Below are 20,500 nucleotides of genomic sequence, written 5' to 3' on the forward strand. Positions count from 1 at the left end.
ACCTTGAACAGGAATATAAGACAATCCCCTTTCCTTTTGAAGAAATTAATGCTCCGCAATTTTTTATAAGGTATGCCTGGACCCTTGAGCAGCTTTTGGGGTATCTAAGAACATGGAGTGCCGTAAGCCATTTTCAACGTGCAAACCATTATGATCCTGTAGAGAAGATTGCCGGCCCCTTGCGAGAAAGTTTTGGGGAAAAAGCTGAAGTTTCTTTTCCGTTGCTGCTCAGGGTTGGCAGAAATTGAAAATTACGGCATACAGAACCTTTTTTCTGCTGTAGGAATAGGTTTTCAGAATAAATCGGCATAAAATATGATAAAGCCTATTCCGTTAATAACTAACGACTAATAACTATATGATGAAAAATCCTCTTACCAGAATTTTTTTAATTGTTTTACTACTTCCCATTGCCGGTTTTTCACAGACCCCGGGGGAGATTCCAAGGATAATAAATGATAATAAAAGTGTGACAGACCTTGTCCTGCTTGAATTGAACAGGGAGCGCTCCCTGCAAAGGGAGAACCTCGATTTTAGAATAAAGCAAATAGACAGCAAGCTTTCAACCCTGGATGAAAGTCTAAAAAATACCAGTAGTGCCACAGAGAAGGTGGACAAATTGGTACAACGGGTACAGATCCTGGAGGAAAAACAATCTGAACTTGATAAAAATGTGGTTTCTGTATATAAATATAATTACAGCTCTGCTGTCCTCAACCTCGCTTCTATGGAGAGGGAAATTAAACCCCTTAACCTTTTCAACAGTTCCAGGGAATTCTATACCACCCTGGATAAGGTGAGCAATCCCATGACCTATGAGGGGTATGCGGCCTGGTTCAAGGAATTTGAAAAATATATTGAGGATAACAAAAAGGATGAAGCAAGGTTAAATGCACTAAGCCATATCCTGAATGTTACCGGTAACCTGGCAGAGGGTACACCTTTTACAGGAATGTTTGCAGGCAGTCTTTTTGATGGGATTGGGAGTTTCATTAATTCCCTTGGCCGTCGTGATCGTGAGCTACGCGAGAAGAGTTTAAAGATGTTTAAGCTTACCACTACTGTTTCCCAGTTCACTCATGATAAGGATCTTATTGAAACAGAATGGAAGGCTATAACTAAGAGCCTTGATGAACTTAAGGAATTGCAGGATAAAGCAATGGAAAAGAATATTGTGGAAATTTTAGGCATTAACCGTGCAGATTTCAAGAGGAATTTCACAGATGAGACCGATGCCAAGAAACGAACAGAATATATCCTCAATATTTCCAAAATTGCCGAGAATAAGATCGCTGAGGAAAAGAATAAAAATCCTGAAAACTGGAAACAGGAATATTACAACCAAATGGTGGCTGTTCAAAACCTTAAAATTAGATTTGGTACGCTAACCTTCAGGATCCTCGAGAACCTTGACAAGTATAAAAGCCTTATCAATAAATATAAGGGGATGAGAATTTAAAAACCCGTATTGCCGAGCTTGACCTTAAACTGGATATGGTAAGAAACAGTTTTGAATCAACTTTTAATCCACAGGTTTACATAAAGGCAAGTAACGAGATGTATATTGTTGAGTAATGAGAAGTGAGTAATGAGTATTGAGAATTGAGGTGAGAGTTGGGGTGTACTGATATTGAGTTGAAATAAGTAAATAAGAATACCTATAAATAAAAAGGGAACCAGTTTTTAAACTGGCTCCCTTTTTATTTATAGATTAAATTTCAATACTCAATTCTAATATCTCAATACTAATCTATCCACATTTTGAAGATCCACAATCTGTACAGGTAAGGCATCCTTCCTGATAAATTAGATTGGTGGAATCACAATTTGCACAGGTCTGGCCTTTTGCCTTTGTACCATCTGCAACATAACGCTTAAGGGCTCTTGCCACACCATTTTTCCAGGTGTTTATGGATTCATTGTCTAATTGCAGACTGTTGATCAAGTCTACGGCTTTTTCAATTGGCATCCCGTGTCTAAGAGTGCTTGAGATCAATTTTGCATAGTTCCAGAATTCAGGATCAAACTTATGAGAGAGTCCTTCAATAGTTGTTTTATAACCTCTTTGGTTCTCATACTGGAAATCATATCTTGAGTTTCCTTCATCATCCTTATTTTTAATAATAAGGCCTTCATTTACCCATCTTGGGATAAGGATACCATCCTCATCATCTGCAAGACCGGTAAAGATCTCATATGGTTTTCCATCAATGATACCAATAAAGGCAATCCATTTTTCTTTATTATTCTGGAATCTCACTACATCTGCTTCAAGGATGGCGGGACGTTTTGTCGGGAAAATTGAAGATGTGGATCCTTCTTCTTTTTTCTCTTCGTTGGAAATCAATACTCCACTTCTTGAACCGTCTCTGTAAACAGTTACCCCTTTACAACCAACTTCCCAGGCTTTTAGGTAAAGCTGTCCTACAAGCTCCTCTGTCACATCATTTGGAAGGTTTACTGTCACACTTATGGAGTGATCCACCCACTTTTGTACAGCACCCTGCATGGTTACCTTGCTTACCCAATCTATATCATTGGAGGTAGCTTTGTAATAAGGTGACTTCTTAACTAATTTATCCAGTTCCTTTTGAGTATAGTTTTTATCTGTATCATACCCGTTTATTTGCATCCACTCTTTAAACCTGTGATGGAATACCACGTATTCTTCCCAGGAATCTCCGGTTTCATCTACAAAATCTACACGGGCTTCTTTGTCATTTGGATTTACTTTTCTTCTTCTCTTGTATACAGGAAGGAAAACAGGCTCTATTCCCGAAGTGGTTTGAGTCATTAAACTTGTTGTCCCGGTAGGGGCAATGGTAAGAAGTGCAATATTCCTGCGGCCATACTCCATCATTTCAAAATAAAGCTTTTCATCGGCTTCCCTTAAACGCTGGATAAACGGGTTGTCTTTTTCTCTTTCAGAATCATAAACACTAAAAGCTCCTCTTTCCTTGGCTGCATATACAGATGCTCTGTAGGCTTCAATAGCTAAAGTTTTATGAACTTCTACTGAAAAGTCTATACCTTCTTTGCTGCCGTACGAAATTCCAAGAGCTGCAAGCATATCACCCTCTGCAGTAATACCAATTCCGGTTCTTCTTCCTTCGTAAGCCTTTTTTCTTATTTGTAACCAAAGGTTTTTCTCAACTCCCTTGATCTCTTCACTTTCAGGATCTGCATCTATTTTGGCAAGGATATCGTCAATTTTCTCCAGCTCCAGGTCTATGATGTCATCCATAATTCTTTGAGCAGCAGCAACGTGTTTCTTGAACAGGTCAAAGTTGAAAGATGCTTCTTTTTTAAATGGATTCTCTACATAAGAAAGTAGGTTTATAGCCAGTAATCTACAGGAATCGTATGGACAAAGCGGGATCTCTCCACAAGGATTGGTAGAAACGGTTTCATATCCAAGATCTGCATAAGAATCTGGTACAGATTCTTTAATGATGGTATCCCAGAAAAGAATGCCAGGCTCTGCCGATTTCCATGCGTTGTGAACTATTTTGTTCCAAAGTCTATTAGCTTCAAGCTCTTTAGTATATTTAGGATTATCACTATGGATAGGGAATTTTTGGGTGTAAGACTTATTGTCCTTAACCGCCTTCATGAAATCGTCATCAATACGTACAGATACATTTGCTCCAGTCACCTTACCCTGGGTCATTTTTGCATCGATGAAATCCTCTGCATCGGGGTGATTGATTGAAACTGAAAGCATTAGAGCACCGCGACGGCCATCCTGGGCAACTTCTCTTGTTGAATTTGAATACCGCTCCATAAAAGGTACAAGACCGGTAGAAGTAAGAGCAGAGTTCTTTACAGGAGAACCTTTAGGACGTATATGAGAAAGATCATGACCAACTCCACCGCGACGTTTCATAAGCTGTACCTGTTCCTGGTCTACTTTCATGATGCTGCCGTAGGAGTCGCTCATGCCCCCGTTTCCAATTACAAAGCAATTGGATAAAGAAGCGATTTGATATTTATTCCCAATTCCTGCCATAGGGCTTCCCTGAGGTACGATATATTTGAAGTCTTCCAGCAACCCCAACACTTCCTCTTCACTCATAGGATTTGGATACTTACTTTCTATTCGCGCAATTTCTTTAGCGATCCTCACGTGCATATCCTGAGGGGAAAGTTCATATAAATTCCCGTCTGAATCCTTTAGCGCGTATTTGTTGATCCATACTCGGGCTGCAAGTTCATCTCCTTTGAAATAGGTCAATGACTTTTGGAAGGCTTCTTCCTGGGAATAGGTTTGGGTGGGGGTTTTTGGTGCTTCTACTTTCATTTTTGAATGACGATTTAGGTTAGTTAAATCATTTTATTGGAAAGCACTAAAGTAGAAAAAAATAAACTGTTATAGATGTGTTAATGAGAAGAAAGTTTACAACTAAAAGTTGCTATATGTATGTAAATCAAATAATTATAAATTTACTAACAAAAAAATGTTGACAAAAAGTTTCAGTAATATGATAAGTCCAAATCGCAGAATCCAGAGACAGAGCGGGTTGCAAAGCGATTCTGCGATTCGGAATTTTTAAGTGTTAAAAAACCAGTTTATATGTTTGTTTGGCTATTTCAAGTTCTTCATTGGTGGGAATAATTAGCACTTTTACCCTTGCATTTTCTCGATTGATCGCTCTATTCTCTTTTGATCGAATTACATTCTTTTCGGGATCGATCTCGATACCCAGGTACTCCATGTCTTTACAAACCAGGGAGCGAAGTATGTCACTATTCTCACCAATCCCCGCTGTGAAAACAATCGCATCCAGGCCATTCATAGCGGCAGTATAAGCACCTATATATTTTTTGATCCTGTAGGCATTCATCTCCAGTGCAAGCTGGCACTTGCGGTTACCTTTTTCTGCTTCTGCCTCAATGTCCCGAAGATCGCTGTAGCCGGTAAGTCCCAACATCCCACTTTTGTGATGAAGCAAGTCGCTTACCTCTCTAGCTGAATATCCCAGTTTTTCAATCATATAAAAAATAATGGACTGGTCAATATCACCGCTCCGGGTACCCATGATTAGGCCATTCACCGGTCCAAAACCAAGGGAATGATCTACGCTTTTGCCGTCCTGCACAGCAGTAATACTACAGCCATTGCCCAGGTGCACGCTTATGATCTTTGAATTTTTCTTATCCAGCATTTCGATTGCCTGCTCTGTCACATATTTATGACTGGTACCGTGAAAACCGTATACCTGGATATTATGATCCTGTTTAAAGGACAGGGGAATGGCATAAGTATTGGCACAATCTGGAATGGAGCGGTGAAAGGCAGTATCAAAAACAGCTACCTGTTTAGCTTCAGGAAAAATATCCTCAGCGACCTGGATCCCTTTAAGGTTTGGCGGATTATGGAGCGGGGCGAGGGAAAAAAGCTTTTTAATTTCAGATTTCACCTCCTCATCGATCTCAATGGTTTCCGAAAAAGCATCTCCACCATGAACCACTCTGTGCCCAATTGCGGGAATTTCTGAAGCATCCTTAATAACACCCTTTTCAGGATCCAGTAAATAATTTGTTACCTTTTTTAAGGCTACAGAATGATCGGGGATTGAAAATTCTTCAGAAGTCTTAAAATCACCAGATTTATAATGCAACATTGAATTTTCCTGTCCTATTCTCTCTACCAGCCCTGAGGCCAGTACTTCTTCAGCAGGCATTGCAATAAGCTGAAATTTTAAGGAGGAACTACCGGAATTTATAATAAGTATTTTGTTCATTTCTAAGATTTAAATTCCCTGTGCCTGGATGGCGGTAAGGATTACAGTATTAAAAACATCGTCTACAGTACAGCCTCGGCTAAGGTCATTAACCGGTTTGTTAAGCCCCTGGAGCATAGGTCCAATTGCGAGGGCCCCCGTCTCCCGTTGTACCGCTTTATAAGTATTATTACCGGTGTTAAGATCTGGGAAGATCAAAACGCTGGCCTGTCCTGCAACTTCAGAATTTGGTAATTTACTTTGTCCTACACTTAGGTCTACGGCTGCATCATATTGGATAGGGCCCTCTACTTTTAGATCTGGCCTCAGGCTTTTAACGATCTCTGTGGCCTGTCTTACCCTGTCTACATCCTCACCTTTCCCGGATGTTCCCGAAGAGTAGGAGAGCATTGCTATTTTGGGTTCTATTCCAAAAGCCTTACTGCTTTCTGCTGAAGAGATTGTGATCTCTGCAAGCTCCTCAGCCGTGGGATTGGGATTAATGGCACAATCCCCAAAAACTGAAACCCTGTCCTCAAGGCACATAAAAAATACAGAAGAAACCACAGACACCCCGGGTTTGGTCTTTATGAACTGTAAAGCAGGTATAATAGTATGTTGTGTAGTATGGGCGGCACCCGATACCATTCCATCGGCATGACCTTTATAGATCATCATCGTGCCAAAATAAGAGACATCGCTCATCCTGTCGCGGGCCATATCCAGGTTCACATTCTTATGCTTCCTTAATTCATAATAGGTGAGGGCGTAATCTTCAAAATGTACAGATTTAACGGGGTCTATGATTTTGATCTTCTCCAGGTCAAGCACTAAACCTAAATTCATAATTTTACTTTTTATGATCTCCTCATCTCCCAGTAAGGTGATATCTACCAAGTCCATGGCTATGAGTTTTGCCGCTGCTGTAAGTATTCTTTCATCTGTCCCCTCGGGCAGGACAATATGTTTCCTTGCTTGTTGGGCCCGCTTCACCAGGCTGTACTGGAACATTCGGGGAGTGATACCTTTTGGTTTGAAATTTATGAGCTGCTCGGCCAGCTTATCAAGGGAAACATATTTTTCAAAGGTGCTTATGGAAGTTTCTATTTTTTGAACACTATCTGCATAAATATTGGATTTAATTGCTCCAACTTTATTTGCTACATTGAAAGTACCATCCTCAACAGATATAATTGGAACAACCTGCGAGAGTCCCTCGATAAGTTTGATTATGGAATCTTCGGGAGTGATGCCCCCGGTAAGGATGATCCCCGAGATCCTTGGATAATTGGTAGAAATATTTGCCTGCAGGGCTCCAAGGATTATATCTGCACGATCTCCCGGGGTAATGACCAGGCTTTCATTCTTTAAATGGTGAAGGTAATTGCGCAATTGCATTGCACCCACATTAAAATTACCTGTTTGATTATCAAGAAAATCGTGTCCAAATAGAACCTTACCGTTAAGTGCCGTGATAATTTCCTTTAAAGTTGGATTGGAGAGAGTGTCTATTAATGGAATGGCAAATACGGCCACCTCATCTGGCAGGAATTCCCTCATCCCGTTTAGGGCGATTTCAAGATTTTCTGGCTGTATGCGGTTGCTTACCATGGCCAGCACTTTTACATCTTTGTTAATGAATGCATTAAAGGCCATTTGCAGGCTGCCCATCAAGGTCTCCTTGGTTTTATGCTGCCCGCTTGCAACAATGATCACAGGGAGCCCAAGGTTCTTGGCAATTAAAACATTGACATCAAATTCAAAGACACTGCCTTCACCTGAGAAATCACTTCCTTCTACCAGGACAATATCAAATCTTTCTTCAAGGTTCTTGTATTTGCGAATGATAGTATCAATGATCTCACCAGACTGGCCGTCATTACGCTTTTGAATGATCTCGCTACGGGTAAAGGCATAGGCATCCTCGTAAGGCAGATCAACTTCAAAATGACTTAGCACTGTATCGATGTGATTATCCTTTTTTCCAGTTGGTACATCATTTATAATAGGCCTGAAATAACCCACTTTTGTGGTTTTTCCAAGAAGGGTGCGCATAAGCCCCAGGGAGATAATAGATTTCCCGCTGTTGGATTCCAGCGTGGCTATATAGATTCCTTTATTCATAGTAAATAATTGAGGTGCAAATTTACGGTTATAAAAAAACTTCTCCTCCCACAAGCTTATAAAATCCTGTGAAATGTGCCGAAAACTGATGAAGATCAGAATCCTGAAAAAAACCCGGTTATAATAGAAAAACGCTCCCAAACCTGAGAGCGTTTTTAATTAATACCATATTAATGATCTATTTATTATCTATAGGATCATTCGTAGTAGTGTTCCTGTTATTCACACCACGGTTGTTGGTGTTTCTGTTATTTACACCCTGGTTGTTAAGGTTCCTGTTAGGGTTGTTTCTTCTCATATCGCTTTGATTCTGGCCACGAATATTTCTTGGAGTACTTATATTGTAATCCTCTTCAAGTACACTATCTGTAGTACTGTCATACCTGTAGGTCCTGAAATTTCCCTGCTCATCAAAGCGTCCAAAGGAAACATCATTAGGGTCTGAAGTAGAAGTCATAATATAATACCCGTTTGCAGTAGTTCTGCGAAGATTTCCAATTTCGGTCTCTGTTCCGTTTTCTATCTGCGATACGGTAAGGTCACCCCTGTCATTTGGTGTAAACCTGAAGTTTTGATTATTAAAAGTATAATCTGATGGTTCCTGGATATCATAATATGTGGCCCTGTCTGTCCTCATATCCATATTATCCCTGTTTGATTGTGTGGGTTGATCTGTAACCTGTGCATAGATGGTTCCCACAAACAAAAATGTCAATAAATAAACTAACTTTTTCATAACTGTTTTATTTTTAGGTTTTTACAAATCTACAATGATAAGCTGTTAAGACTTGATAAAGCTTCGTTAGGGTTTTACTAAATCCTAATAGGTGAGGCAAAAAGTAGAAAATATGAATGTGATTCCCTCTACCTTTTTCATAATTGATGCTATCTTCTCAATTTCAACTTTAAAGCCTATCTTTGCAGCCGCAAAAACACAGGTTATAAATTCGGGTCTGTTCTCATAGCCTAAAATTTTGAGCTATTGCCCAGAGTAGAACCCGTATCCTTAAAAATATAATATGAAAGCCGGAATTGTAGGATTACCCAACGTAGGAAAATCAACTCTTTTTAATTGTTTATCCAATGCCAAGGCGCAAAGCGCCAATTTCCCCTTCTGTACTATTGAGCCAAATATAGGAGTGGTGAACGTACCCGATTCGAGACTGGAAAAATTGGAATCCCTGGTAAAGCCGGAGAGGGTTATGCCTGCAACTGTTGAGATCGTGGATATAGCAGGTCTGGTAAAAGGGGCAAGTAAGGGAGAAGGCCTTGGTAACCAGTTCCTGGGAAATATTAGAGAGACAGATGCTATTCTTCATGTGCTTAGATGTTTTGAAAATGATAATATTGTGCACGTAGATGGTTCTGTAAATCCTGTAAGAGATAAGGAAACTATTGATATGGAGTTACAGCTTAAGGACCTGGAGACGGTTGAAAAAAAGCTGGAAAAGGTAAAGCGGGCTGCCAAAACAGGGAATAAAGATGCGCAAAAAGAGGAAGCTGCTTTATTAAAACTGAAGCAGGGCCTTGAAGCGGGAAGATCTGTAAGAGCAATTGAGCTTACAGATGCTGAAAGAGAGGATTTTGTTAATAATATACAACTAATTACAGATAAACCTGTGATGTATGTTTGTAATGTTGACGAAGGCTCTGCCACTACAGGAAATGAATTTGTAGAACAAGTGCGGGAAGCTGTAAAGGACGAGAATGCTGAGGTGCTTGTACTTGCAGTTGGTACTGAAGCCGATATTACAGAACTGGACGATTACGAAGAGCGGCAAATGTTCCTTGCAGATATTGGCCTTGATGAGGCAGGTTCTGCAAAGTTGATTCGCTCTGCCTACAGGTTACTTGATTTACAAACCTATTTTACCGCCGGTGTTAAGGAGGTAAGAGCCTGGACAATTCCCGTAGGGGCAAGTGCGCCACAGGCCGCAGGGGTGATACATACAGATTTTGAAAAAGGATTTATTCGTGCAGAGGTGATCGCTTATGATGATTACGTTTCCTTCGGGAGTGAGGCAAAGGTCAAGGAAGCCGGTAAGATGAGGGTAGAAGGCAAGGACTATATTTTGAAGGACGGGGATGTGATGCATTTTAGGTTCAACGTTTAATAAGACGTTAGACGTTAGATGTTAGACGTTAGATTTTAGAATTACCTGGGGAATTGGTAGGATTGATTTTTAGAAGGATGAGCTCGATTGTCTATCTCAAATCTCAAATCTCAAGTCATTGGTGTCCGATTAAAATATTTAAAATTTTCTTAAGCCTTAATATATATAGTCAGAAGATACATCAACCTCAACCAGGGGGTGGTTTTGGATCTGAAATAGTTCAGGAAAATTCAAGCTTTTTATAAGAGGTTAAACCAGTATTTTCCACACACTTTTTAGTCTAGGTTCTAGATTCTAGCAGCGGAAGCGGTCCAGACTCTTTTATCGGACAACAATGATCTCAAGTCTCATATCTCAAGTCTCACATCTAATATCTCAAGTCTATCAACATTTCCTCTTAATGCTTTGTTAATTACTTTGTGCAGGCGGGGTTTTAACTTTTTGATGTAAACCTTATATTAGCGACTCAACCGCACCTACTAGTTATGAGTCAAGATACTAAATATACAGAGGATAATATCCGGTCACTGGACTGGAAGGAGCATATACGTATGCGTCCCGGGATGTATATTGGAAAACTTGGAGATGGCTCCACGGCAGATGATGGTATCTATATACTTCTAAAGGAGGTAATAGATAACAGTATTGATGAATTTGTCATGGGCGCCGGGAAGACCATTGAGATCTCTGTACAAAACCAAAGGGTTATAGTGCGGGATTATGGCCGTGGGATTCCGCTGGGAAAAGTTGTTGATGTAGTTTCCAAAATGAATACCGGGGGAAAGTACGATTCCCGCGCTTTTAAAAAGTCTGTTGGTTTAAACGGTGTAGGTACAAAAGCCGTTAATGCACTTTCATCCAGTTTTAAAGTAGAATCTACCCGGGATGGCCGCTCCAAAACGGCTGAATTTGAAAAAGGGAACCTCGTAAACGAGGAGGAACTGGAGGAGACCTCCAGGCGCCGTGGTACCAAGGTAACCTATATCCCGGATGAAAGCATATTTAAAAATTTCAGGTACCGTGATGAGTATATAGAAAAAATGCTCAAGAATTACGTTTATCTCAATCCGGGATTGACGATTATCTTTAACGGTGAAAAGTTTTATTCAGAAAATGGTTTAAAGGACCTTCTTGGAGACAGCATAAATGAGGATGATCAACTATATGAGATCATTCATTTACGCGGTGATGATATTGAGATAGCCTTAACCCATAGTAAATCCCAGTATTCTGAGGAATACCACTCCTTTGTGAACGGGCAAAATACCTCTCAGGGAGGTACGCATCTAGCGGCTTTCAGAGAGGCGCTGGTAAGGACTATCCGTGAGTATTACGGGAAGAACTATGAGGCATCAGATGTGCGAAAGTCGGTAGTTTCAGCAATAAGTATTAAGGTGATGGAGCCGGTGTTTGAAAGCCAGACCAAAACCAAACTCGGTTCTACAGATATGGGAGGCAAACTTCCCACCGTGCGTACTTATATCAATGATTTCGTAAAAACCCATCTGGATAATTACCTCCATAAGAATGCTGAAACTGCAGAGAAGCTGCAACGTAAGATCCTGCAGGCAGAAAGGGAAAGAAAGGAGCTATCAGGAATTAGGAAACTGGCAAAGGACCGGGCGAAAAAAGCCAGCCTTCACAATAAAAAACTTAGGGATTGCCGTATACACCTGGGGGACAGTAAAAAGGAACGGTACCTGGAGACAACGCTGTTTATAACAGAGGGAGATTCTGCGAGTGGATCCATTACAAAATCCCGGGATGTGAATACGCAGGCTGTGTTCAGTTTAAAAGGAAAGCCCCTTAATAGTTATGGTCTTACCAAAAAGATCGTATATGAAAATGAGGAATTCAATTTGCTACAGGCTGCCCTGAACATTGAGGAATCCATAGAAGACCTTAGGTATAATAATATAGTGATCGCGACAGATGCCGATGTGGACGGGATGCACATTCGGCTTTTACTAATAACTTTCTTTTTGCAATTCTTTCCTGAACTTATAAAAGAAAACCACCTCTATATACTCCAAACCCCATTATTCAGGGTAAGAAATAAGAAGGAAACAATCTATTGTTACAGTGAGCTTGAGAGACAGCAGGCCGTCAATAAACTTTCTGGCAAAGCAGAAATAACGAGGTTTAAGGGATTGGGAGAAATTTCTCCAGATGAGTTCAAACATTTTATTGGAGAAGATATCCGTCTTGACCCTGTTATGCTGGACAAGGATATGTCCATTGAAGAACTCTTGAGTTTTTATATGGGTAAGAATACGCCAGACAGGCAGGAATTCATAATTGATAATCTTAAAGTTGAACTGGATTTGATCGCAGAGTAGCCTATGAGGTTTAAAAATACTTCCGAAACAAAGATTATTCCTTCCATCTACATTTTAATTGTAGCTGCTTTTGTAACCAATCTTTTTGTGAATATTGAAATAATGACCACCTCAGAAACCGAGAATGCGATGACTTTTAGTCACTTTCTTCCCAATATTCTCCTTCTGCTATTTGGCATTTATTTTCATCGTATCGCGCAGTCCTTTGATTTTGACAGTGATGGGGAAACCCTGAATTTCAAAAATAATGGGGTTTTCTTTTCAAAATTTATGGAATACAGGGTTAAAAGGGCAGAATTTCCAAAATCCAAGCTTATTAATTTTGAAGTAAGCGATTACGGGATCTATGCCAGTTTAAAAATTTATATAAGGAGCCGTCGCAAGAAAGGCCCACGTAGCTATAGGTTCAATATTACATTTTTAGGGAAGAAAAAGAAAAGAGGAATGATCGAGTCCCTGCGTAAAGTATTGGAAAAAAATAAAGCAATTTCTTAAATGGATCTAGATAACCAGGATAATTTACCCTTAAACGGGGAGGAACAACCAAAAGAACAACTTATTCGTGTTACAGGCATGTACAAGGATTGGTTCCTAGATTATGCATCATATGTGATCCTGGAACGTGCAGTACCTGCTGTGGAAGATGGTTTTAAGCCCGTACACCGCCGTATAATGCACTCCATGAAAGATCTTGATGACGGCAGGTACAATAAAGTAGCCAATATCGTTGGACATACCATGCAGTATCACCCTCACGGGGATGCCAGTATAGGGGATGCCATGGTTCAAATTGGACAAAAAGACCTGCTCATAGATGCCCAGGGAAACTGGGGGAATATTTTAACTGGTGACCGGGCAGCGGCTCCCAGGTATATCGAAGCTCGGTTATCCAAATTTGCCCTGGAAGTTTTATTTAATCCTAAATTAACTGAATGGCAACTTTCCTATGATGGTCGTAAGAAAGAGCCGGTAAACCTCCCGGTGAGATTTCCGCTTTTACTGGCACAGGGAGCTGAAGGTATTGCGGTGGGATTAAGCACCAGGATCCTTCCTCATAATTTCATGGAACTTATAGATGCCTCTATAAAGCACCTCAAAGGAAAAAGCTTTAAACTCTTCCCGGATTTTCCAACCGCCGGGGAAGCAGATGTGACAGATTATAATGATGGGATGAGGGGAGGACGAGTGAGGATACGCGCCAAGATCTCCCAGTATGATAAAAATACTCTTGCAATTACGGAGATCCCATACGGTACCACTACCACCACCTTAATTGAATCTATACTTAAAGCAAACGACAAGGGAAAGATCAAGATCAAGAAGATAGAGGATAACACTGCAGAGAATGTGGAGATCCTTATCTACCTTCCCCCAAATATTTCACCAGATAAAACTATTGACGCGCTTTATGCCTTTACCACTTGTGAAAATTCCATTTCACCACTTGGCTGTGTGATCATTGATAATAAACCTGTATTCCTGGGGGTTACTGAAATCTTAAAGCGCTCTACAGATCATACTCTAAGTTTATTAAAACAGGACCTTGAGATCAGGCTGGATGAGTTTGAGGAGCAGTGGCATTTTGCCTCCCTTGAAAGAATATTTATAGAAAACAGGATATACCGTGATATTGAAGAACAGGAGACATGGGAGGGGGTAATTAAAGCGATAGATGAAGGTTTAAAACCTCATATTGGGCATCTAAAAAGAGCCATTACAGAAGAAGATATAGTAAGGCTTACAGAAATAAGGATCAAAAGGATCTCTAAATTTGATATCGATAAGGCACAGCAAAAAATAGAAGCCCTTGAGGAGGAGATCGCCAAAGTAAAACATCACCTGGACCATCTTGTAGATTACGCTGTTTCATATTTTGAAAGACTTAAGAAAGAATATGGTGCAGGAAAAGAGCGTAAGACAGATCTTCGCCTGTTTGATGATATAGAAGCTTCCAAGGTGGCTATGCGCAATACCAAGCTATATGTAAATCGAAATGAAGGCTTTATTGGTACCTCCCTTAAGAAAGACGAATTTGTTACAGATTGTTCAGACATCGATGATATTATAGTCTTCACGGGAGACGGGAAGATGATGGTGACCAAAGTAGATGCAAAAACCTTTGTAGGTAAGGATATTATACATGTGGCGGTCTTTAAGAAGAAAGATAAAAGAACGATCTACAACCTCGTATACCGCGACGGGAAGAATGGCTCCTCCTATATTAAGAGATTTGCCGTTACTTCTATTACCCGTGACAGGGAATATGATGTAACCCAGGGCAAGAAAGATTCAAAGATCCTGTATTTCTCTGCCAATCCTAATGGTGAAGCAGAAGTTGTTACAGTATACCTTAGACAGGTGGGAAGCATTAAGAAGCTAAGGTTTGAAGTGGATTTTGCAGATATGCTTATCAAGGGCCGAAATGTGAAAGGAAATATTGTAACCAAGTATGCGGTCAAGAAAATTGAACTCAAGGAAGAAGGTGTTTCAACCCTTAAGCCTCGCAGAATTTGGTTTGATGATAGTGTAAAGCGTCTTAATGTAGATGAAAGAGGAGAGCTTCTGGGAGAATTCAAAGGAGAGGACAGGCTGCTCATTATCACTCAAAACGGAGTGGCAAAAACAATAAAGCCCGAACTTACCACAAGGTTTGATGACGAAATAATTGTCCTGGAGAAGTGGGTGCCTAAAAAACCAATCTCGGCAATATATTGGGAGGCAGAAAAGGAAAAGTATTATGTGAAGCGTTTTCTAATTGAAAATCCAGATAAGGATGAGCTTTTTATAGGTGACCACGAGAAATCATTCCTGGAATTGGTTTCAACAGATTATATCCCGCAGGCAGAGCTGGTTTTTACTAAAGCGAGAGGTAAAGATCAACGGGCAAATGAAGTGGTAAATCTTGAAGAATTCATTTCAGTTAAAGGGATTAAAGCGCTTGGAAACCAGTTGACTACAGAAAAATTAAAACAAATAAACCTATTGGATCCCGTACCTTATGAACCTGAAGTTGTTCCTACCGAGGAGCTGGAGGTGAAGGATGAGGAAACAGTGGAAAGTAACACACCAAACCTTGCAGAAGGTGAGATAAGAAAAAGTTCCCAGGGGGAAAGCCAGACAAAATTATTTGATGAGTAATGGGGTTTTTAAAGGAATTTAAGGAGTTTGCTGTAAAAGGCAATATGATAGATATGGCGGTGGGGATCATCATAGGTACCGCCTTTAATAAGGTGGTAGATGTGCTCGTGAAACAGGTCGTAATGCCGCCACTATCAATGATGACAGAAGGGGTTAACTACGCTTCAAGGAGAATAGTCCTGCGGGAAGGTGTTGCAGAACAGCCGGGTGTTTCCCCTGCAGTAGAGGAGATAGCAATAGGATATGGAGCCCTCGTGGAGGCACTCATAGATTTTTTGATTATAGGGATGACCATATTCCTGGTGGTGAAATTAATGAACAGGTTTCGAAGAAAATCTGAAGATCCCAAAGACAAAACAGTCGAAACTCCAAAGAATATTGAATTGCTTACCAATCTTAATGAGTTAATGGAGGAGCAAAATAAATTATTACGAAAAGGCGGGCAAAATAACTGATATTACTCAATACGTTTAACCTCTCCCTTTTCTTTCTGGCTGTCTCCAACCAGGCCGTACTCAAAGGTGTAGGAGTCTTTCCCTGTCGTAAGGATCTTTATATGAATTGGCTGTCTCTCTGCCCGGTTCTTCGGGTTTAAATTCTTAATTATATACTCGCAATCATTCAGCCATCTTACAGAAGAGGTATCGGTTTTCCCCTGGAAATGATCAATTTCAATAGAGTCATTTCTTACAAATCTTGAAGTGACGATCTCCCCATTGAGGTAAGTTTCAAATTCAAAGGTTCCGGTCCTGTAACTGGCACAATCCCGTTCAGGGGAATAACATCCGGTGAATAACACTAAAACACATAAAACAACCGGGAAATACTTCATTCTTAAGGCTTTTTGGGTCCAGGGGCAACAAGAGCTAACTCTCCCTGGATTTAAATGCAAAATAAAGCTTTTCAAGGGTAATATTCAATTTTCAAAGGCTTCAAAAGAACCGTCAGTGTAAAAAATTACTATTTTTTTTATTTCTTTTCCTGTCCGGGTTGTATCAGAGGCAGGAGTGGCTGATAAATTGCCTGGGGGAGCAACACCTTCCTGGGTGGAAGAAGGTGCGGGAGTAGCAACAGAGGGGGAGGCTTTAGGAGGTTCTTGCTTTGATACATCGGTTGGAAAACTTCCTTTCCCATTCAGCAACCAATAGAGTTCTACCTCGGGGTAAGTTTGAACTATTTTGAGAACAAAATCAAGGCTGGGTTTATTCCTTCCCGAGATAATATGTGAAATAGAAGAGCGGCCCACATCTATCGCATCTGCAAATGCAGCGGCAGAAAGATCATAATATTCCATCACTTTTTGCAACCTGTTGCTAAACTCATCACTGTTTACCATTGTAAATTATGTTTCAATTTAATTCTGTTTACAAATGTAATAAATAAGAACCAGTCCATCTGCATACAATTGTAAACATATAGTTTTTAAAATAAACTAAAGGTCTACATAAGCATATATAAACAACTAAAATTAAGCAAATTAAGTATCAATTATTGGCGGCATGGATTTTTTCCCAACACCTATGATCTATTTGTTGTTTCAGGAGCTTTCAGTTGTTTACAAAGTTAAACATAATTAGAATTTAAGACTGTTTACAATTGTAAAATTTGCTTTATTTACTTTTGTAAACATGGAAAAAACATCAATTACCTCATATGAGGATTTCATTGTAAACTATTCACTTTATAAGGAAGAAAGGCTCCAGGGCCGTTACCTTAATTTTGATCATATAGAAAAGGCTATTCACGAAGTTGGTTCAGCTTTTAAATTTTATGAAGTTGGGAAATCTCATATGGGGGAACCTATCCATAGAATTACTGTGGGCAATGGTAAAATAAAAATTTTTGCATGGTCACAAATGCACGGGAATGAATCTACCACTACAAAAGCGGTTTTTGATATTCTTAAGTCCTTCAGGATATTTGCTAATGAGGAATATATTGAAAGCCTTCTTAAAGAGCTTCAAATTTGTTTTGTTCCCATGCTCAATCCAGATGGCGCCAGAGCTTATACAAGAGTAAATTCTCGTGGAGTTGACCTTAACAGGGATGCCCACAACCGGGAAGAGGAAGAAAGCAAAGTCTTGAGAAAGGTATATAATGAATTTAAGCCTCATTATTGCTTTAATCTGCACGACCAACGTACTATTTTTAGTGCCGGCCCAAAACCCTTACCTGCTACTATTTCGTTTTTAACTCCCGCAATGAATGAGGAGAGGAGCGTCACGCCTTCAAGGAAAGCATCTATGAAAGTGATTGTAGCGATGAATGAGCGACTTCAGGAAAAAATCCCCGGAATGGTTGGCAGGTACAGCGATGCTTTTAATATTAACTGCACAGGCGATACGTTTCAATCGCTCGATGTTCCCACCATCCTGTTTGAAGCAGGACATTATTATAATGACTACGAGCGGGAAAAGGTCCGGGAGTTTCTTGTACAGGCTTTAATTACTGCCCTGGAGGTCATTGCTGCAAAAAAGATAAACACTAAAAGTGAGGAGGATTATTTCAATATACCTCAAAATGAGAAGCTGTTCTTTGATGTTATTTTACGAAGAGCACTCCTGAAGGATCAAATAGTCGATATCGCCATTCAATACAATGAAGAGTTGGTGGATAATAAAATAGAATTCATACCCTGCATTGAAAAGATAGAAGCCAATTTAAAATTTTATGGGCATAAGGAAATTGACTGTGAGGAAAAAGAAGTTAAGCTTTCAGATGGAGGAGAGGTCAGCGAAAACGTTATAGTTCATAATCTTCTTCTTAAAAATGAAGTTTTAATTATAAAATATGCAAATAACTGAAAATCGTTACTAATTATTTATTGAATTTGTATTAATTTTGTTTTTCATTTAAAGACGTTAAGAGTTATGGCAAAGTACAAATTAGACGATACAGATCATCAAATTCTCGATATGCTAATTGAGAATACCCGCACCCCTTTTACAGATATAGCAAAAAAATTAAATATTTCTGCAGGAACAGTTCACGTAAGGGTGAAAAAAATGGAAGAAGCGCAAATTATACTTGGTTCTTCCCTTACCCTTAATTATGAAAAACTGGGGTATGCCTTTATTGCCTATGTTGGTATATTTTTGAAGAATACATCCCAAACAAAATTTGTATTGGAACGTATTAATGATATCCCATTTGTTACTGTTGCTCACGTAACTACAGGCAAATTCAATGTGTTTTGTAAAATACGTGCACGAAATACGCAACATGCCAAGGAAATTATTTTCCAGCTGGACGATATAGAAGGGGTTTACAGAACAGAGACAATGATCTCTCTTGAAGAAAGTATGAATGATAAGAAAAGATTGATGCATTCTATTTTCAAGAGTATGTAACTTTATTAAACTTATATTAAACCTCCTTTGATATCTAGTGTTGAAGGGGGTTTTTTATATCTTGTAGTTATATGAATAATAACGAAAGTCTTATTATATGACCCTTGCCAATTTACCAATTTCGGAATATCCTGCTTATTACCAAAAGTATATAGACCAATTGCCGCAGGATGATCTACTAAGCCTGTTAAACGGGCAGGGAAAAGAAATGTCTTCATTTTTGGAGGGTCTCAATCAAGATGATCTTAAAAACATTATGCGCCAGGGAAATGGACTGTGGCCCAGGTTTTACAGCATCTTTTTGATACCGAGAGAATTTTCCAATATAGGGCTTTGTGTATTTCCAGGGGAGATAAAACCCCATTGCCCGGGTTTGACCAGGACTCCTATGTACCTGCCTCTTTTGCCACGGAAAGAAAAGGGGAAGATCTTCTTGAAGAATATAAAGCCATTAGAGCATCTGGAATCTGTTTATTTAAAAGTTTCAGTAATACCATGCTTAAGGAGAAAGGTGTCTCCAGTGGGGGGAGTTAAGCGTAGCTGCTGCCGGTTTTATCATTGCCGGGCATGAGAAGCATCATCTAAGGTTATTTCAATCTCATTACAAATTATGAGGAAGATTAAAACCTTTTTCAGTCTTATTAAAAAGACCTACTTCAGCTGGAACAGTAATGATCCCTGGGCAGAGAGTGCTATTATAGCATATTACACTCTTTTTTCTCTTCCATCACTTTTGATCATCGTTGTTTCCATAGCAGGTTATTTTTTTGGAAGAGAGGCTGTACAGGGTAAGCTAACCGACCAGATTACTGAATTTATTGGGGCAGATGCAGCCAGAGCAGTGGAAGGAATGATCACCAGTGCTGCAATCACAGAAAACTCCACCTGGGCAATTGTTTTTGGTGTGGCTATGTTATTATTTGGAGCAACCGGGGTTTTTTTCAGATTAAAAAAATCCATGAACAACATCTGGAACGTCGCAGCCAAAAAAGAGACATTTATGCGAATGGTCCTGGACAGGGTTATATCTTTTGGAATGGTGCTGGCAATAGGCTTTTTAATGTTAATGGCGCTGGTAATATCAGCTCTGGTCGCCATACTTGGTGATTATATTGGAGATACGGCTCCCGTAATTACGACTGTTGGTTTGAAGATCCTTAATTATGTATTATCATTTGTTTTTATCACAGTACTGTTTGGAGCTATTTTTAAATTGCTGCCAGATATTCATTTGAAATGGAGGATCACAATTTACGGTGCTGCCTTAACTACTATTCTCTTTCTTATAGGTGAATTTCTCATGGGTTACTATTTTGGTCAAAGCAATCCCGGCTCTGTCTATGGAGGGGCTTCATCTATTGTTCTTATCCTATTGTGGGTAAATTACACCTGCCTCATTATGTTTTTTGGAGCAGAATTTACTGTACAATATGCCTTGCATAAAAATGAAAGAATAAGGCCTAATAGGTTTAGTGAGCCAGCAATTTTTAAGGAGCTGGAAAAGCTGGAAAAAAAGAACGTAAAACTACAGGAGGACCATAAACTGCTTCAAAGAATTAAAGCCACTATAGACGTGGAGAGGGAAAGGGAAGAGTGTGAAACCGATGATTAATAAAGGTTTAACGTAGCACCCGCTTAATTTATAAACCTCTTAAGACGTCGTCCCGCCTATATCCTGTAAATTTAAAAAACTGAATTTTTTAATTTAAAAA

16 protein-coding genes are annotated in these 20,500 nt (G+C 39.6%); 10 read left to right on the plus strand and 6 right to left on the minus strand.

Translation table 11 applies throughout. The features are described from left to right. The first annotated feature begins 358 nt into the window (after positions 1 to 358). The gene (locus FHG64_RS00060) at positions 359 to 1,459 is read left to right on the plus strand and encodes a hypothetical protein (protein WP_246054216.1); all 1,101 of its coding nucleotides are present in this window, start codon (positions 359 to 361) and stop codon (positions 1,457 to 1,459) included. A gap of 291 nt (positions 1,460 to 1,750) precedes the next feature. Here the strand turns inward: FHG64_RS00060 and FHG64_RS00065 are convergent, their stop codons facing one another. The 4 genes from FHG64_RS00065 to FHG64_RS00080 all read right to left on the minus strand — a co-directional run bounded on the left by FHG64_RS00065 (position 1,751) and on the right by FHG64_RS00080 (position 8,583). After that, complete coding sequence (locus FHG64_RS00065; protein WP_139064532.1) at positions 1,751 to 4,300, minus strand: adenosylcobalamin-dependent ribonucleoside-diphosphate reductase; 2,550 nt, start codon at positions 4,298 to 4,300, stop codon at positions 1,751 to 1,753. A gap of 256 nt (positions 4,301 to 4,556) precedes the next feature. Beyond that, positions 4,557 to 5,744, minus strand: a complete 1,188-nt coding sequence (locus tag FHG64_RS00070; RefSeq protein WP_139064533.1) for an acetate/propionate family kinase — start codon at positions 5,742 to 5,744, stop codon at positions 4,557 to 4,559. 9 nt (positions 5,745 to 5,753) lie between these two features. Continuing rightward, on the minus strand, positions 5,754 to 7,847 hold the full coding sequence (gene pta / locus FHG64_RS00075) for a phosphate acetyltransferase (protein ID WP_139064534.1): 2,094 nt from the start codon (positions 7,845 to 7,847) through the stop codon (positions 5,754 to 5,756). A 178-nt stretch (positions 7,848 to 8,025) separates the two neighbouring features. After that, positions 8,026 to 8,583, minus strand: a complete 558-nt coding sequence (locus tag FHG64_RS00080) for a hypothetical protein (RefSeq protein WP_139064535.1) — start codon at positions 8,581 to 8,583, stop codon at positions 8,026 to 8,028. Positions 8,584 to 8,866: 283 nt separating this feature from the next. Here FHG64_RS00080 and ychF point away from each other — a divergent pair, with 283 nt between their 5' ends. The 5 genes from ychF (at position 8,867) to mscL (ending at position 15,893) form a co-directional block, all read left to right on the plus strand. Beyond that, positions 8,867 to 9,961, plus strand: coding sequence for a redox-regulated ATPase YchF (gene ychF / locus FHG64_RS00085; RefSeq protein ID WP_139064536.1), 1,095 nt, complete (start codon positions 8,867 to 8,869; stop codon positions 9,959 to 9,961). Between the two features lie 485 nt (positions 9,962 to 10,446). Continuing rightward, positions 10,447 to 12,300, plus strand: coding sequence for a DNA topoisomerase IV subunit B (locus FHG64_RS00090; protein WP_139064537.1), 1,854 nt, complete (start codon positions 10,447 to 10,449; stop codon positions 12,298 to 12,300). A 3-nt stretch (positions 12,301 to 12,303) separates the two neighbouring features. Further along, the gene (locus tag FHG64_RS00095) at positions 12,304 to 12,795 is read left to right on the plus strand and encodes a hypothetical protein (RefSeq protein WP_139064538.1); all 492 of its coding nucleotides are present in this window, start codon (positions 12,304 to 12,306) and stop codon (positions 12,793 to 12,795) included. Continuing rightward, a complete protein-coding gene (locus FHG64_RS00100; protein ID WP_139064539.1) occupies positions 12,796 to 15,438 on the plus strand; it encodes a DNA gyrase/topoisomerase IV subunit A in 2,643 nt (880 codons plus the stop codon). Then, positions 15,438 to 15,893, plus strand: a complete 456-nt coding sequence (gene mscL, locus FHG64_RS00105; RefSeq protein ID WP_139064540.1) for a large conductance mechanosensitive channel protein MscL — start codon at positions 15,438 to 15,440, stop codon at positions 15,891 to 15,893. Before FHG64_RS00100 ends, mscL begins: the two co-directional genes overlap by 1 nt. Before the next feature lie 2 nt (positions 15,894 to 15,895). Here the strand turns inward: mscL and FHG64_RS00110 are convergent, their stop codons facing one another. Together FHG64_RS00110 and FHG64_RS00115 are read right to left on the minus strand one after the other, a co-directional pair. After that, complete coding sequence (locus FHG64_RS00110; RefSeq protein ID WP_139064541.1) at positions 15,896 to 16,270, minus strand: DNA topoisomerase IV; 375 nt, start codon at positions 16,268 to 16,270, stop codon at positions 15,896 to 15,898. Between the two features lie 84 nt (positions 16,271 to 16,354). Then, complete coding sequence (locus tag FHG64_RS00115; protein WP_139064542.1) at positions 16,355 to 16,774, minus strand: helix-turn-helix domain-containing protein; 420 nt, start codon at positions 16,772 to 16,774, stop codon at positions 16,355 to 16,357. 292 nt (positions 16,775 to 17,066) lie between these two features. On the opposite strand from FHG64_RS00115, the gene FHG64_RS00120 reads away from it, so the two are divergent. The 4 genes from FHG64_RS00120 to FHG64_RS00135 all read left to right on the plus strand — a co-directional run bounded on the left by FHG64_RS00120 (position 17,067) and on the right by FHG64_RS00135 (position 20,400). Continuing rightward, on the plus strand, positions 17,067 to 18,242 hold the full coding sequence (locus FHG64_RS00120; RefSeq protein ID WP_139064543.1) for a M14 family zinc carboxypeptidase: 1,176 nt from the start codon (positions 17,067 to 17,069) through the stop codon (positions 18,240 to 18,242). A 66-nt stretch (positions 18,243 to 18,308) separates the two neighbouring features. Then, the gene (locus tag FHG64_RS00125; RefSeq protein ID WP_139064544.1) at positions 18,309 to 18,788 is read left to right on the plus strand and encodes an Lrp/AsnC family transcriptional regulator; all 480 of its coding nucleotides are present in this window, start codon (positions 18,309 to 18,311) and stop codon (positions 18,786 to 18,788) included. 276 nt (positions 18,789 to 19,064) lie between these two features. Further along, the gene (locus tag FHG64_RS19480) at positions 19,065 to 19,322 is read left to right on the plus strand and encodes a hypothetical protein (protein WP_246054218.1); all 258 of its coding nucleotides are present in this window, start codon (positions 19,065 to 19,067) and stop codon (positions 19,320 to 19,322) included. A 76-nt stretch (positions 19,323 to 19,398) separates the two neighbouring features. After that, on the plus strand, positions 19,399 to 20,400 hold the full coding sequence (locus FHG64_RS00135) for a YihY/virulence factor BrkB family protein (protein ID WP_139064545.1): 1,002 nt from the start codon (positions 19,399 to 19,401) through the stop codon (positions 20,398 to 20,400). Positions 20,401 to 20,500 lie beyond the last annotated feature (100 nt).

Origin of the sequence: Antarcticibacterium flavum, assembly GCF_006159205.1 — a bacterium.
Classification (GTDB): Bacteria; Bacteroidota; Bacteroidia; order Flavobacteriales; family Flavobacteriaceae; genus Gillisia; species Gillisia flava.

Bases quoted from the DNA above. Each gene is read 5' to 3' on its own strand.
- FHG64_RS00060 (WP_246054216.1), top strand. From the start codon at position 359: ATGATGAAAAATCCTCTTACCAGAATTTTTTTAATTGTTTTACTACTT.
- FHG64_RS00065 (WP_139064532.1), bottom strand. From the start codon at position 4,300: ATGAAAGTAGAAGCACCAAAAACCCCCACCCAAACCTATTCCCAGGAA.
- FHG64_RS00070 (WP_139064533.1), bottom strand. From the start codon at position 5,744: ATGAACAAAATACTTATTATAAATTCCGGTAGTTCCTCCTTAAAATTT.
- pta (WP_139064534.1), bottom strand. From the start codon at position 7,847: ATGAATAAAGGAATCTATATAGCCACGCTGGAATCCAACAGCGGGAAA.
- FHG64_RS00080 (WP_139064535.1), bottom strand. From the start codon at position 8,583: ATGAAAAAGTTAGTTTATTTATTGACATTTTTGTTTGTGGGAACCATC.
- ychF (WP_139064536.1), top strand. From the start codon at position 8,867: ATGAAAGCCGGAATTGTAGGATTACCCAACGTAGGAAAATCAACTCTT.
- FHG64_RS00090 (WP_139064537.1), top strand. From the start codon at position 10,447: ATGAGTCAAGATACTAAATATACAGAGGATAATATCCGGTCACTGGAC.
- FHG64_RS00095 (WP_139064538.1), top strand. From the start codon at position 12,304: ATGAGGTTTAAAAATACTTCCGAAACAAAGATTATTCCTTCCATCTAC.
- FHG64_RS00100 (WP_139064539.1), top strand. From the start codon at position 12,796: ATGGATCTAGATAACCAGGATAATTTACCCTTAAACGGGGAGGAACAA.
- mscL (WP_139064540.1), top strand. From the start codon at position 15,438: ATGGGGTTTTTAAAGGAATTTAAGGAGTTTGCTGTAAAAGGCAATATG.
- FHG64_RS00110 (WP_139064541.1), bottom strand. From the start codon at position 16,270: ATGAAGTATTTCCCGGTTGTTTTATGTGTTTTAGTGTTATTCACCGGA.
- FHG64_RS00115 (WP_139064542.1), bottom strand. From the start codon at position 16,774: ATGGTAAACAGTGATGAGTTTAGCAACAGGTTGCAAAAAGTGATGGAA.
- FHG64_RS00120 (WP_139064543.1), top strand. From the start codon at position 17,067: ATGGAAAAAACATCAATTACCTCATATGAGGATTTCATTGTAAACTAT.
- FHG64_RS00125 (WP_139064544.1), top strand. From the start codon at position 18,309: ATGGCAAAGTACAAATTAGACGATACAGATCATCAAATTCTCGATATG.
- FHG64_RS00135 (WP_139064545.1), top strand. From the start codon at position 19,399: ATGAGGAAGATTAAAACCTTTTTCAGTCTTATTAAAAAGACCTACTTC.